17 protein-coding genes are annotated in these 13,361 nt (G+C 56.7%); 9 read left to right on the forward strand and 8 right to left on the reverse strand.

What is annotated here, in order from left to right; all coding sequences use genetic code 11:
• The first annotated feature begins 99 nt into the window (after positions 1-99).
• The gene (locus AC007G_RS18245) at positions 100-1,737 is read left to right on the forward strand and encodes an isovaleryl-CoA dehydrogenase (RefSeq protein WP_479466636.1); all 1,638 of its coding nucleotides are present in this window, start codon (positions 100-102) and stop codon (positions 1,735-1,737) included.
• On the opposite strand, the gene yjfN is transcribed toward AC007G_RS18245, so the two are convergent.
• Positions 1,728-2,003, reverse strand: coding sequence for a DUF1471 family protease activator YjfN (gene yjfN, locus AC007G_RS18250; RefSeq protein WP_047663823.1), 276 nt, complete (start codon positions 2,001-2,003; stop codon positions 1,728-1,730). The two genes, AC007G_RS18245 and yjfN, sit on opposite strands and share 10 nt — an antisense overlap.
• 138 nt (positions 2,004-2,141) lie before the next feature.
• A complete protein-coding gene (bsmA, locus tag AC007G_RS18255) occupies positions 2,142-2,450 on the reverse strand; it encodes a biofilm peroxide resistance protein BsmA (RefSeq protein ID WP_032689819.1) in 309 nt (102 codons plus the stop codon).
• Positions 2,451-2,659: 209 nt separating this feature from the next.
• Between bsmA and yjfP the strand changes: the two genes are divergently transcribed.
• A complete protein-coding gene (gene yjfP, locus AC007G_RS18260) occupies positions 2,660-3,376 on the forward strand; it encodes an esterase (protein ID WP_180888768.1) in 717 nt (238 codons plus the stop codon).
• Between the two features lie 69 nt (positions 3,377-3,445).
• Here yjfP and AC007G_RS18265 read toward each other — a convergent pair whose 3' ends face one another.
• Positions 3,446-3,721, reverse strand: a complete 276-nt coding sequence (locus AC007G_RS18265; protein WP_004857116.1) for a YdgH/BhsA/McbA family protein — start codon at positions 3,719-3,721, stop codon at positions 3,446-3,448.
• 348 nt (positions 3,722-4,069) lie between these two features.
• On the opposite strand from AC007G_RS18265, the gene rpsF reads away from it, so the two are divergent.
• Genes rpsF through rplI form a run of 4 tightly spaced genes read left to right on the forward strand, consistent with a single transcriptional unit; the run spans position 4,070 to position 5,508 of the window.
• Positions 4,070-4,465 carry a 30S ribosomal protein S6 gene (gene rpsF / locus AC007G_RS18270; RefSeq protein WP_004098001.1) on the forward strand — a complete coding sequence of 132 codons (396 nt, stop codon included), beginning with the start codon at positions 4,070-4,072 and terminating at the stop codon, positions 4,463-4,465.
• A gap of 5 nt (positions 4,466-4,470) precedes the next feature.
• A complete protein-coding gene (gene priB / locus AC007G_RS18275) occupies positions 4,471-4,785 on the forward strand; it encodes a primosomal replication protein N (protein ID WP_004857121.1) in 315 nt (104 codons plus the stop codon).
• A gap of 4 nt (positions 4,786-4,789) precedes the next feature.
• Positions 4,790-5,017: a 30S ribosomal protein S18 gene (rpsR, locus tag AC007G_RS18280; RefSeq protein WP_000135199.1), complete on the forward strand. Its 228-nt coding sequence runs from the start codon at positions 4,790-4,792 to the stop codon at positions 5,015-5,017.
• 41 nt (positions 5,018-5,058) lie between these two features.
• Entirely contained in the window at positions 5,059-5,508 is a 450-nt protein-coding gene (gene rplI, locus AC007G_RS18285; RefSeq protein WP_004857125.1) for a 50S ribosomal protein L9, read from the forward strand.
• Positions 5,509-5,762: 254 nt separating this feature from the next.
• Here the strand turns inward: rplI and AC007G_RS18290 are convergent, their stop codons facing one another.
• Positions 5,763-6,431 carry a LysM-like peptidoglycan-binding domain-containing protein gene (locus AC007G_RS18290; protein ID WP_032697163.1) on the reverse strand — a complete coding sequence of 223 codons (669 nt, stop codon included), beginning with the start codon at positions 6,429-6,431 and terminating at the stop codon, positions 5,763-5,765.
• Positions 6,432-6,787: 356 nt separating this feature from the next.
• On the opposite strand from AC007G_RS18290, the gene fklB reads away from it, so the two are divergent.
• Together fklB and cycA are read left to right on the forward strand one after the other, a co-directional pair.
• On the forward strand, positions 6,788-7,408 hold the full coding sequence (fklB, locus tag AC007G_RS18295; RefSeq protein ID WP_015585317.1) for a BamJ family beta-barrel-assembly machinery protein: 621 nt from the start codon (positions 6,788-6,790) through the stop codon (positions 7,406-7,408).
• Between the two features lie 306 nt (positions 7,409-7,714).
• A complete protein-coding gene (cycA, locus tag AC007G_RS18300; protein WP_004857136.1) occupies positions 7,715-9,118 on the forward strand; it encodes a D-serine/D-alanine/glycine transporter in 1,404 nt (467 codons plus the stop codon).
• Positions 9,119-9,253: 135 nt separating this feature from the next.
• Here cycA and ytfE read toward each other — a convergent pair whose 3' ends face one another.
• The 4 genes from ytfE to AC007G_RS18320 all read right to left on the reverse strand — a co-directional run bounded on the left by ytfE (position 9,254) and on the right by AC007G_RS18320 (position 12,802).
• Positions 9,254-9,916: an iron-sulfur cluster repair protein YtfE gene (gene ytfE, locus AC007G_RS18305; RefSeq protein WP_032689816.1), complete on the reverse strand. Its 663-nt coding sequence runs from the start codon at positions 9,914-9,916 to the stop codon at positions 9,254-9,256.
• A gap of 82 nt (positions 9,917-9,998) precedes the next feature.
• Entirely contained in the window at positions 9,999-10,973 is a 975-nt protein-coding gene (locus tag AC007G_RS18310; RefSeq protein WP_032689815.1) for a DMT family transporter, read from the reverse strand.
• A gap of 75 nt (positions 10,974-11,048) precedes the next feature.
• Entirely contained in the window at positions 11,049-11,873 is an 825-nt protein-coding gene (locus AC007G_RS18315) for an AraC family transcriptional regulator (protein WP_032689813.1), read from the reverse strand.
• A gap of 80 nt (positions 11,874-11,953) precedes the next feature.
• Positions 11,954-12,802 (reverse strand): SDR family oxidoreductase, encoded by an 849-nt coding sequence (locus AC007G_RS18320; protein WP_032698318.1) that lies wholly within the window; start codon positions 12,800-12,802, stop codon positions 11,954-11,956.
• A gap of 90 nt (positions 12,803-12,892) precedes the next feature.
• On the opposite strand from AC007G_RS18320, the gene AC007G_RS18325 reads away from it, so the two are divergent.
• Positions 12,893-13,273 (forward strand): winged helix-turn-helix transcriptional regulator, encoded by a 381-nt coding sequence (locus tag AC007G_RS18325; RefSeq protein WP_479466645.1) that lies wholly within the window; start codon positions 12,893-12,895, stop codon positions 13,271-13,273.
• Positions 13,274-13,361: the final 88 nt, after the last annotated feature.

Raw genomic sequence — 13,361 nt, forward strand, 5'->3', positions numbered from 1 at the left:
CACGAAGGGGCAGATGGTTTATTTGTGACCGGACTCGCGGGCGATGTCCGGCGAGGGTAGCCATACTGAATAATCATGCCAATGACGCAAGGAGACAGTATGGCCTGGCAAACGCATACCGTGTTCAATCAGCCTGCGCCGCTGATGAACAGCAATTTATTTCTGTCGGATAGTGCGCTGCGTGAAGCCGTAATGCGCGAAGGGGCTGGATGGGACAGTGATTTACTGGCCAGTATCGGCCAGCAGCTGGGGGCGGCGGAGTCGCTGGAGCTCGGGAGACTGGCGAACAGTAATCCGCCGGAGCTGCTGCGCTACGATGCGACCGGTACCCGGCTTGATGATGTCCGGTTTCACCCTGCCTGGCACTTGTTGATGCAGGGGCTGTGTGCAAACCGGGTGCATAACCTTGCCTGGCAGGAGGATGCCCGCGCAGGCGCCTTTGTCGCGCGCGCCGCCCGCTTTATGCTGCATGCGCAGGTGGAAGCGGGGACGCTGTGTCCGATAACCATGACTTTTGCGGCTACGCCACTGTTACAGCAGGCGCTACCCAAACCTTTTAGCGACTGGCTGTCCCCTTTACTGAGCGACCGCTACGATCCGCATCTGGCGCCGGGCGCTCAGAAACGTGGTGTCTTAATTGGTATGGGGATGACGGAAAAGCAGGGGGGATCTGATGTACTGATCAATACCACCCGGACGGAAAAAACCGCCGAAGGCTTTTATCATCTGGTCGGTCATAAATGGTTTTTCTCGGTTCCGCAAAGCGATGCGCATCTGGTTCTCGCTCAGGCGTCGGAGGGGCTCTCCTGCTTTTTCGTGCCCCGTTTGCTTCCCGACGGTCAGCGCAATGCGCTGCATCTGGAGCGGCTGAAAGATAAGCTCGGCAACCGCTCGAATGCCAGCAGCGAAGTCGAGTTCTTTGAAGCCTGCGGCTGGCTGGTGGGCGAAGAGGGCGATGGCGTTCGGCAAATCCTCAAAATGGGCGGGCTCACCCGTTTCGACTGTGCGCTCGGCAGCCACGCATTAATGCGTCGGGCCTATTCGGTGGCGCTCTATCATGCGCTGCAGCGTCAGGCGTTCGGTAAGAATCTGGTCGATCAGCCGATGATGCGGCAGGTGCTGGGCCAGATGGCGCTGCGCCTTGAGGGGCAGACCGCCTTTCTATTCCGTCTGGCGCGGGCGTGGGATAGCCGTGATGACGCCAGAGAGGTACTCTGGGCCCGCTTATTTACGCCGGCGGCGAAGTTTGCGATCTGCAAATCCGGGATCCCATTTGTCGCTGAGGCGATGGAGGTGCTGGGCGGGATTGGCTACTGTGAAGAGAGCGAGCTGCCGCGCCTGTATCGTGAGATGCCGGTCAATAGCATCTGGGAAGGCTCAGGCAATATCATGTGCCTGGACGTGATGCGAGTACTGGGTAAACATCCGGCGGCGCTGGAGCTGCTGGCCGCGGAGTGCGCAGAGGTGAAAGGGCAAAACCGCCATTTCGACCGTACGTGGCGGCAGTTGCAACAGCTGCTACGGCGGCCTGCGGAAGAGCAGGGCAGAGAGATAGCCCGCCGGGTTTATATGCTCGGCGTCGGTGCGCAGATGCTACGCTACGCCTCGCCGCCGCTGGCGGAGGCCTGGTGTCGCATGATGCTCGACACGCGCGGCGGTATGCGGCTGGATGAGCCGACGCTGGAGGATTTACTGCTACGTGCGATGGGGCGTGGACGTCAGGCGCCTCAGGCGTAAAGAATGGCCTGGACTCGCCAGTTATCCGGCTGCTGATCCTCGTACATCTGGACGATGCGATACCACGATGCGCCTTGTTCATCGGCCTTTACGGCGATGGCATGCTCAACGTCCTGCTGGCTGCCGGCAATATTATTGACCGAGATCAGGCCAATTTCATTGAGGCCGGTGACGCAGTCCGCGCTGGCGAATTCCGCTGACTGTGCGGAGGTGTTTGCTGTTGCTGTGGTCAGCAGCAGCGCAGGTAGGGTAAAAGATCGTTTCATCGTCAGCTCCATTTCACGTAGTCCCGAGGGCAGTCCGTTGCTAACGTCCTGCCAGGTTGGCTGGCCGAACGTTATTATGCACAGGAGAACGTGAATGGACGCAAAGCAGTGTAAAACTGGCTAAAAGACGGTGTACCGCTATTTACGGTACAGAATCGCTTGCGAATACCACTGGCCGGGAACCATGGTGTCATCAATCATGATGATGACGTAGTAATCCGCTTTAGCCGTTTCTGCTTTCGTTTTCAACGCCGCTTCGACATCCATCGGCGAACCGTACATCAACACGCTCACCGTCCCCATTTTCTGTAGCCCTGTCGTCTGGTTACGGTGAATCTCTTGCGGATGGTCGGTTGCGGGTGGCGGGGCTTCTGGCGTCCCCTGCAGGGCACTACAACCGCTCAGTGCGATAGCCAGAAACCACGGTGTTAACCTGCGCATAACCATATCTCGTTTCCTGATAGTCATAGTGTAGTGGTAGCCTGAATGTCATTTCCGGGGAATGTTCCCGAAGTGTTATCTCTGACGCGATTTTCGAATGAAAATATCGTGAAAGCGTAACCGAGTTCTCAACATTATGAATCATGGCGAACCTGGTTTCTTGCTGAATATATCAGCCCATGACACACCGCGACCTGAGTGAAAGGAGATGGTCAATGATTGCTCTCGAAATACGTCGTCTGGCGGGAGGCGAAGTGCTACATGCCTGCCCGCAATATGCGCTGGATAAGCCGTTGCCCTGTATCATCTTTTATCACGGTTTTACCTCGTCGAAGCTGGTATATAGCTACTTCGCCGTGGCGCTGGCGGAAGCCGGGTTTCGGGTCATTATGCCCGATGCACCGGAACATGGTGCACGTTACGAGGGCGATGAACGCGGGCGGATGCAGCGCTTCTGGCCGATTTTACTGCAAAATTTTGCCGAATTTCCGGCCTTGCGCGAGGCGGTTATCGGGCAGGGGTGGGTTGAAGGGGAGAGGCTGGCGGTCGCCGGGGCATCGATGGGCGGTATGACGGCGTTGGGGATAATGACCCATCATCCGGATATAAAAAGCGTCGCCTGCCTGATGGGCTCCGGTTATTTTACGCAGCTGTCACAGCGTCTGTTTCCTTCGCCCGCCGTCAGTGCCGAACAGCTGGCGGAATGGGACGTCTCCCGTCAGCTCGACACCCTGGCTAACCGACCGCTATTGCTCTGGCACGGTGATGAAGACGATGTGGTTCCGCCCGATGGCACGTTCCGGCTTCAGCAGGCGCTGCAGCAAAACAATCTGGACGCTCACCTGACGTGCGTCTGGCAAAACGGGGTTCGCCACCGGATAACGCCGGAGGCGTTAGCGGCGACGGTGGCGTTCTTCCAGCAGAATCTTTAAGCGCGAGGTTGACGCCGGCCCTAAGGCAGGGGGAGCGCCTCCGCCCGGGAGGCGCAGGGAAACCTGGGATTAGCGATAAATGGCTGCGCTGGCATGAATCACGCCGTTGCTTTCCGGTTCGTGAATCAGGATTGGCTGAAAATATTTTGCGCCTTGCGCATCGCTCAGCTGATTAAGTGCCCGATCGGCCTCTTGCTCAGTCGCCATATTATGGTTGATATAGATAACGCCCAGGCTCTGCACATCGTCCATGTTGCGTGCCTGGCGCCCATCGATCTTGATGGCTGCGAGCGCGTTGGCGCTCAGTAAAAGCGCAGCCATAGCGGCAATGATGATGTATTTCATACTCTACGCTCCTGACGTTCTGTCGACCATGCTGGCGTTAAATCCGGGATCCTCCTGGGTTAGCGATAGCTCTGATATAAGTGTAATCTCTGGCTACCGCGGGTATCGCGACCATTTCTGATGAAGTTGTTCAAAAAAGTGTCGCTGGTGCCGTTGATTAATTTTAAATCACTGACTTAGCGCGGCTTAGCGGTTAGTGCGAATTATTTGCGCAATTCGCTTGTCTTCCCAGGGCTGCGAAAGTAGAATGACGCGTCAATTTTTCGGCCGCCCTTTAACACGTTCCTTGCCTCCATGGGCCGCGGCTGACCCAGACAGGAGGCTGAATAATCCGTAAGGAGCAATTCGATGCGTCATTACGAAATCGTTTTTATGGTCCATCCTGACCAGAGCGAACAGGTTCCGGGTATGATCGAACGTTACACTGGTGCAATCACTGCAGCAGAAGGTACGATCCACCGTCTGGAAGACTGGGGCCGCCGTCAGCTGGCTTACCCGATCAACAAACTGCACAAAGCTCACTACGTTCTGCTGAACGTTGAAGCTCCGCAGGAAGCGATCGATGAGCTGGAAACTAACTTCCGCTTCAACGACGCCGTTATCCGCAGCATGGTAATGCGTACTAAGCACGCTGTTACCGAAGCATCTCCGATGGTTAAAGCGAAAGACGAGCGCCGTGAGCGTCGCGAAGATTTCGCAAACGAAACCGCAGATGATTCTGAAGCTGGGGATTCTGAAGAGTAATCCTGATGACCAATCGTCTGGAGTTGTCCGGCATTGTTTGCAGGACGCCACTTCGTAAGGTCAGCCCGTCAGGAATTCCACACTGCCAGTTCGTGCTTGAGCATCGTTCAGTGCAGGAGGAAGCCGGTTTTCACCGGCAGGCATGGTGTCAAATGCCCGTGATTATTAGCGGACACGAGAACCAGGCCATTACTCACAGTATAACGGTCGGTAGCGCAGTGACCGTTCAGGGGTTCATCTCTTGCCACAAGGCAAAGAACGGCCTGAGCAAAATGGTTCTGCATGCCGAGCAGATTGAATTGATAGATTCTGGAGACTAGCCAAATGGCACGTTATTTCCGTCGTCGCAAGTTCTGCCGTTTCACCGCGGAAGGCGTTCAAGAGATCGACTATAAAGATATCGCAACGCTGAAAAACTACATCACCGAAAGCGGTAAGATTGTCCCAAGCCGTATCACCGGTACCCGTGCAAAATATCAGCGTCAGCTGGCTCGCGCTATCAAACGCGCACGCTACCTGTCCCTGCTGCCGTACACTGATCGTCATCAGTAATCGGTCACGGTCCATTAATACGACTTTGAGAGGATAAGGTAATGCAAGTTATTCTGCTTGATAAAGTAGCAAACCTCGGTAGCCTGGGTGATCAGGTTAACGTTAAAGCGGGCTATGCTCGTAACTTCCTGGTACCACAGGGCAAAGCTGTTCCTGCTACCAAGAAAAACGTTGAATTCTTCGAAGCGCGCCGCGCTGAACTGGAAGCCAAACTGGCTGACGTTCTGGCCGCTGCTAACGCACGTGCTGAAGCAATCAACGCACTGGGCACCGTTACCATCGCGTCTAAATCTGGCGACGAAGGTAAACTGTTCGGTTCCATCGGTACCCGCGACATCGCTGACGCTGTAACTGCAGCTGGCGTTGCCGTTGCTAAGAGCGAAGTTCGTCTGCCGAACGGCGTTCTGCGCACCACCGGTGAGCACGAAGTGGACTTCCAGGTTCACAGCGAAGTCTTCGCGAAACTGGTTGTTAACGTTGTAGCTGAGTAATTTTTTACTCAGTTCGCGTCGAGACGCCGGCCTTGTGCCGGCGTTTTGCTTTTCTGCATTCCCCTTCTGTTGTTCCCTCCTGACACAATTGCAATATCAGGCCGTCAATGACCCATCCTTTGATCGGGAGGCGTTGATATGAGCGGACGCGACGCGGTACCAAATAAAGCGGGAAGAAGGAGACGGGAGTGAGAGGGCGCTTTTGCGCAGGCCGGGCATGATACCCGGCATGACCAGTGGATTCCTGGCGGCGATTAGCGCGCGCGAATAAAACTGCCGTTCGCCTGACGGGTGAACAGCACCTGCTGTCCGCCGCCGGTATCAATTGTCAGACCGGTCACGACGCCATTCGCATTCTGACGAATTTGCACCGTCTGCCCGGTTTGCAGCGAACTGAGCGGTTTGCCCGGACCTTCTACCTGCGCCATCGCATAGACGTCGGTTGGCGGCAGATTATGATCGCGGAACAGCTGGGCCAGGGTTTTACCCGCTTCTATGCGGTAGGTACGCCACTGCTGCTCAATTCCCGGGGCAGACTGCGGCTGTTGCTGTTGCTGCTGCGGCTGAGAGTAGGCCTGGCTCTGTCCCTGATCCACCGGTTCGTCCTGAACCGGCTCCGGCGCCACCGGCGCCATCTGATCGGCGTCATTCACCGTCGGCGTGGTGGTAATCGGCGGCAGCGGCATGGCCTGTTGGGAAGATTGCGGCTGGGACTGCGATTGCAGGTCGATATTGGCTTCGCGGCCACTTTGTACCGGGCTGCTGCTCTCCTCTGACGGGAGCAGTATGCCGATAATCACCAGCAATGCGCCGGCAATGATGCCTCGGCGGTGCATGGGCGGCAGCGGATCCATAATGCGAATATGATCCGGGGCGTGCCAGATCTTCGCCAGGGTAGGTGTGATGTCAAAGCGCCCGGGCATGGCTTTCCTCCTGCTCCGCATATTTTTATCCTGCTCTCCGTAGAGTATAGATGGCTAACTTCCTGATGGCCGAGACAAAGATATGTTTCGTGAGGTTAACCTGATATCTCCTATTGTTTCTGTTTCCCTCAGATTTGTCATCATCTCCGCGACAAAGTTTTACCCATCGGACGATGGCTGATATGCTGCCCACCACTTTACGCTCGTCGTCTTTCGAGTTGCTGATGCGCTGGCTGCGCCTGCCTGCACTGGCCACACTGTGGCCTGTCCTGCCGGTGAATCATCTGCATGCCGCCTTTTTGCTATCTGGAATCCGTCGAGTATGAAATTTTCCCCCCGAAAAATAAGGAAAGAAGATGGCAACCCCGACTTTTGACACTATTGAAGCGCAGGCAAGTTACGGTATCGGCTTGCAGGTTGGACAACAGCTGAGCGAATCCGGCCTGCAGGGGCTGCTGCCTGAAGCACTGGTTGCCGGCATTGCCGATGCGCTGGAAGGCAATCAGCCGCAGGTGCCGGTGGAAGCCGTTCACCGCGCGCTGCGTGAAATCCATGAACGTGCTGACGCGGTACGTCGCGAACGTTTCCAGGAGATGGCGGCCGATGGCCAGAAATACCTGGATGAAAACCGCGAGCGTGAAGGCGTGAACAGCACCGAATCCGGTCTGCAGTTCCGCGTTCTGACCCAGGGTGAAGGCGCGATCCCGGCGCGTACCGACCGCGTCCGCGTGCATTACACCGGTAAACTGATCGACGGTACCGTATTTGACAGCTCCGTGGCTCGCGGTGAACCGGCTGAGTTCCCGGTGACCGGCGTGATCGGCGGCTGGATTGAAGCGCTGACCCTGATGCCGGTGGGTTCCAAATGGGAACTGACTATTCCGCACAACCTGGCCTATGGTGAGCGCGGCGCAGGTGCTTCTATTCCTCCGTTCAGCACCCTGATCTTTGAAGTTGAACTGCTGGATATTATCTAATCAGCAGGTGCTTCCTCTCCCTTCAGGGGGAGGGAGCGACTAAAAATAGCGCAAAATACTTAAGTTAGGAGTTTGCTGGAATTTTATGTTGCGCTCAGCCTTTTTAGGTGTATTTTTGTGAGCTGTTTCGCGCTGCAGGAGTGATATAACACTCACTTTAAACATAAAATTAACATTATATCTAAATCATAGTATTCATCCCTCCGATTCTTACCTAATATCGATAAACCCTTTTTCAGGGTAATGACAAATGACGGGCCATCAGAGCCTGAACAACACAGACAGGTACAACAGGAAGAAAATCACATGGTAGATCAGGTTAAAGTCGCTGCCGAAGAGCAGGCTCCGACTGAACAATCGCTACGGCGAAATCTCACGAATCGACATATTCAGCTTATTGCTATTGGTGGCGCCATCGGGACGGGGCTGTTTATGGGGTCCGGCAAAACCATCAGCCTCGCCGGGCCATCCATTATTTTTGTTTATATGATCATCGGGTTTATGCTGTTTTTCGTGATGCGCGCGATGGGCGAATTACTGCTGTCGAATCTGGAATATAAATCGTTCAGTGATTTTGCCGCCGACCTTCTGGGGCCGTGGGCAGGCTATTTTACCGGCTGGACCTACTGGTTCTGCTGGGTGGTGACCGGGATGGCCGACGTGGTGGCGATTACCGCCTACGCCCAGTTCTGGTTCCCTGGACTTTCCGACTGGGTCGCCTCGCTGGCGGTTATCCTGCTGCTGCTGAGCCTGAACCTTGCCACCGTGAAAATGTTCGGTGAGATGGAGTTCTGGTTCGCGATGATCAAAATCGTCGCCATTGTGGCGCTGATTGTTGTCGGCCTGGTGATGGTGATGATGCATTTCAAATCGCCGACCGGCGTGGAGGCTTCTTTTGCCCATCTGTGGAATGACGGCGGCTGGTTCCCGAAAGGGATCAGCGGATTCTTTGCCGGCTTCCAGATCGCGGTCTTCGCATTCGTCGGTATTGAGCTGGTAGGGACTACTGCGGCAGAAACCAAAGATCCGGAAAAATCCCTGCCGCGCGCGATTAACTCCATCCCGCTGCGTATTATTATGTTCTACGTCTTCGCACTGATCGTGATTATGTCGGTGACGCCGTGGAGCTCCGTGGTGCCGACCAAGAGCCCGTTCGTCGAACTGTTTGTCCTGGTGGGTCTGCCGGCGGCGGCCAGCCTGATTAACTTTGTGGTGCTGACTTCGGCCGCCTCTTCGGCTAACAGCGGTGTGTTCTCAACCAGCCGTATGCTGTTCGGCCTGGCGCAGGATGGTCAGGCGCCGTCGATGTTCGCCAAGCTGTCGAAACGTGCGGTACCGGCGAAAGGGCTGACCTTCTCCTGCATGTGCCTGCTGGGCGGCGTGGTGATGCTGATGGTGAACCCGAGCGTGATTGCCGCCTTCACCATGATTACCACGGTATCTGCGATCCTGTTTATGTTCGTCTGGACCATTATTCTGTGCTCATACCTGGTCTACCGCAAAAAGCGTCCGCATCTGCATGAGCAGTCCAAATATAAGATGCCGCTGGGTAAACTGATGTGCTGGGTCTGTATGGCGTTCTTCGTCTTCGTGCTGGTGCTGTTGACGCTGGAAGCCGACACGCGTGAAGCGCTGATCGTCACCCCGCTGTGGTTCGTGCTGCTGGCGGCGGGTTGGTTCTTCGCCGGTAAGAAACGTCTGGCGAAATAAAAAAATCTTCGGGAGAGATTTTTAACGTTGCTTGCAACGGCCCGAAGGGGGACGGACAGGACGTCCGTCATAAAAAAAGGCCACCGGGGTGGCCAATAAGACTGACAATGTCGAGGGCGCCTGCGGGCGCCTTTTTTATTTTCCGGCGAGGGCACGCGGAAACAGAACGTTGTTCTCCAGGCTGATATGTTCCATCAGATCGTCGATCAGTTGGTTAATGCCGTTGTACATCGCTTTCCACGTGGTGCAGGCTTCCGGCGGCGGGGTGACATTGTTGGTGACGTGCTTAATCACTTCCAGCAGCTCGCCCGCTTCGTCGTGTTCGCTTTCCATGACGCTGATGGGACCCGCGGCCTGAGTCCCCATGCCCTGTTTGATCATCGGGAACAGGATCTGCTCCTCTTTCATCATGTGGCTGGAGAGCTCCTGGTGCAGCATGGTCAGGTATTTGGCTAAGCCGTTCGGCACGTTGGGCTTATCGGCATGCACCCGTTCAACTTTGCTGGCCTGCAGGATAAGCTCCGGCAGCTGTTCGCGATGGCGATCGTGGTAGCGAGCGATGATATGGTCGATGATTTCGGCATACGGTGCGGTACGCCAGTCTTTCTCTACCGGCTCTTCCGCCAGTCTGGCCAGCTCGGCTTCGATAGCCGCGACGTCCAGCTCCTTACGCGCTGCGGCGCGTTCCAGCGTCTGTTTGCCGCCGCAGCAGTAGTCCATATCGTATTTACGGAACAGCGCGGAGGCGCGCGGAATCGTCAGCGCCAGCTCGCCTAAAGGTTGGTCACGAAAAGCCATAGCGAATACCTCGTCTTTAAAAATATAAGATGCATATTAAATGCATCTTATTGGCAAGGAAATACCCCTTTCGGATACCAGGCTATTTTTTATTCTCGCAGACCCGTGCCACAACCACTGGTTTTTGTGGTCGCGAACAGACCGCGTAGACCACGCCAACAACCAGTAGCAGGATGCCGCTGAGCGTCAGCAGCGGCGGCATGCTTTGTCGTAACAGGAAGGTATACAGCAGGCCCGCCAGCGTTTCGAAGACGATGAGCGGCCCGAGAATGACCGTTGGCAGCTTCTGGCTGGCGATATTCCAGCACAATGCGCCGACCCAGGAGCAGAGGACCGCGATGGCCAGCATCAGCGTCACGAAGATCAGGGGACGTGGGCCAAAGGGCAGCGGGAAGTCGACCTGCTGGGCATGCAGCCATCCGCAGGCAATCAGATAACCGGCCAGCGAGACCGGTAGCGTCACCAGCGCCTGCGCCGTCGCCCACATCATCGGATGCTTATCCGGGTTTTCCCGCAGCCAGCGTGCATTGCGCAACGCGTACCAGGCCCAGCAGGCCACCGATATCAGCGCCAGACCAATACCGGAACCGTAGCGCCAGATACTGAAATTGGGTAGTCCCTGGCGCAGTTCGGCAATATTGACGCACACCAGGCCGACAGCGATACAGGAGAGCGCCGGAAAGAGACGTCGCCACGGTAGCTTACCGTCGCGCTGGCTGTAGAGCAGGTTAGCCATCACCGGCAGCACCACCGGCAGGGTGCCGATAATCATCGTCGATACCGGCGCACCGGTGCGCTGAATGGCGCTGGCGAGACAAACGTAATAGATCAGATTGCCCATCATGGTCAGCCCCAGCGCCGTCCACCAGTCTCGTCCGGAAAGCTGTCGCAGTCGCGCGCGACCGAGCCATGCCAGCGGCAGGGCAATCAGCCCCAGCGCCAGATAGCGTCCCATGGATTGCAGCACCGCCGGGTATTCCGGTACCAGCACCGGGCCGACGAATATTAACCCCCACATCATCCCCGCCAGCAGGGCATACAACACACCACTAATCATCACGCCATCCGTACCGGTTTCAGTTGGCTAAAGTGTAGAAGAGGCCGCGTCGGGAATATTGTATGAGATTGCGCATTAGCGCCGGGCGACCTGCTTTTGATAGCGCACCGGGGTGATGCCGTAGCGGCGGGTAAAGGCGCGGGTCAGGTGTGACTGATCGGTCAGACCGGTGGCGGCGGCCACTTCGGCAGCGGGCATGCCGTGGGTGAGGAAGGCTTTGGCGCGCCACAGGCGAATGGCCATCAGCATCTGATGGGGCGTGACGTGGAAATGCGCCTTAAACTGGCGCTGAAAGTGGTACGGGCTCAGGGCGGCAACCTGCGCCAGCTCATCAAGGGAAACGGCGTGCATATAGTTGTCATGCAGATAATCGCGTACGCGCTCGAAACGGTGGGCGGCTTCCGCGATAACCGGGGCGTGATGGGCCAGCGGGCGGAAGGTATCGATCACGTCGAGCAACAGACCCTGCTGAGCCAGCGGATCGTCGGTATGCCATAAGCCATAAATAAGCTGACAGAGCCGCTGCGAGCGCTGCGGATCCTGACGAACCACCTCACTGAACCACCAGTGGCGCACGCCGGTGACCTCTTCCAGCATCTGCGGCTCCAGATAGACCATACGGTAGCGCCAGCCGTCGGCGGTGGCCGCTTCTCCGGTGTGCAGTTCGTCAGGGTTCATGGTAATGATGGAGTTAACCGGAGCGACATGCTGGCTGCCGCGATAGCGAAAACGCTCGGCGCCGAGCTCTATCGCACCGATGCCGAAGGCTTCATGGGTATGGGGTTCGAAAGCGTAGCGGGAGATATGGGCATGGTACAGCTCAACGCCGGGCAGCTGCGCCGGATGGCGAAAGCGCGCGCTGTCTCTCTCATCGTTGAACTGTTCCGGTACGCCCTGCATTGCGTTTCTCCCGACGGATATCCTTTTATTATTGGGGATGACCCGCCGGGAAGCTACAAAAATTAACCTTTTTGTAACCGTTACAGAATGCCTTTGATGCTCTCAGCCAGCGGCGTCGTCGGGCGACCAATCAACGCGCTCAGGGTACGGCTGTCGTCAAACAGACCGCCTTTAGACGCGCCGATATCGGAGTCGGCGAGCATATCCGCCAGCCCTGCCGGCAGGCCGACGCTCTTCAGCGCAGCGGCGAAATCGGCTTCGCTCAGGTTCTGATACACCACGTTTTTACCGCTCTGCTTGCTCAGTGCGGCAGCCAGTTCGCTCAGGGTCCAGGCTTCATCGCCGGCCAGCTCGTACACTTTCCCGGCATGTCCCTCTTGCGCGATAACGCGTGCGGCGGCTTCGGCATAATCGGCGCGGGTCGCCGAGGCGATTTTGCCGTCACCAGCAGCACCGATAAACACGCCATGCTCAAGAGCCGGCGGCGCGCTGGCGAGATAGTTCTCGGTGTACCAGCCGTTGCGCAGCAGAGCATAAGGGATACCGGATTCGGCGAGCATTTTCTCGGTTTCAACATGCTCAACGTGCAGGCCAAGCGGGGATTTATCGGCATGCAGCAGGCTGGTGTAAGCGATAAATTTTACCCCGGCGGCTTTGGCGGCATGAATGACGTTACGGTGCTGCGGGGTACGCTGACCGACTTCGCTGGAGGAGATCAGCAGCAGTTTATCCACGCCCTGCAGCGCGGCGGTCAATGCCGCTTCGTCGGTATAATCGGCCTGGCGAACCACAATACCCTGCTGGCTCAGCGCTTCGGCTTTTGCCGGGTTACGCACAATGGCCACAATCTGGCTGGCGGCCGTGGTTTTTAACAGATTTTGTAGGACGAGGTGGCCAAGCTGGCCGGTGGCGCCGGTAATCGCGATCATCAGTATTCTCCTTCGTGTTGCGTGACAGTTGTGATAAGCTAACACCTTAACTTACTTTTAGTAAGTACGTACAAAAAGGTAAGTATGAAAATGGCGAATCCGACGCTAAGCGAACAGATGCGCGACGGTAATCTGTTTGTGGAAGAGTGCCCGTCACGTGACGTGCTGAAACATGTGACCAGCCGCTGGGGAGTGTTAATCCTGATCGCGCTGCGTACGGGAACCCATCGCTTCAGCGATTTACGCCGCAAGATGGGCGGCGTCAGTGAAAAGATGCTGGCACAGTCGCTGCAGGCGCTGGAGCAGGATGGCTTTATCAACCGGGTTTCGTATCCGGTGGTACCGCCGCACGTAGAGTATAGTCTGACCCCGCTCGGTGAGCAGGTCAGTGAGAAAGTGGTGGCGCTGGCCGACTGGATTGAGCTGAATCTGCCCGTGATTCTGGCAAACCACGAGCAGGACGTTGCCTGACCGGAGAAGCCCGGATCGCGGCGGCAGTCGCTGATCCGGCCTGTCGCCGCGCGTTGTATTCCTGCTTTGTCGCCCCGCTAAGCGCAGC

Source organism: Klebsiella sp. CSG-1, assembly GCF_056521145.1.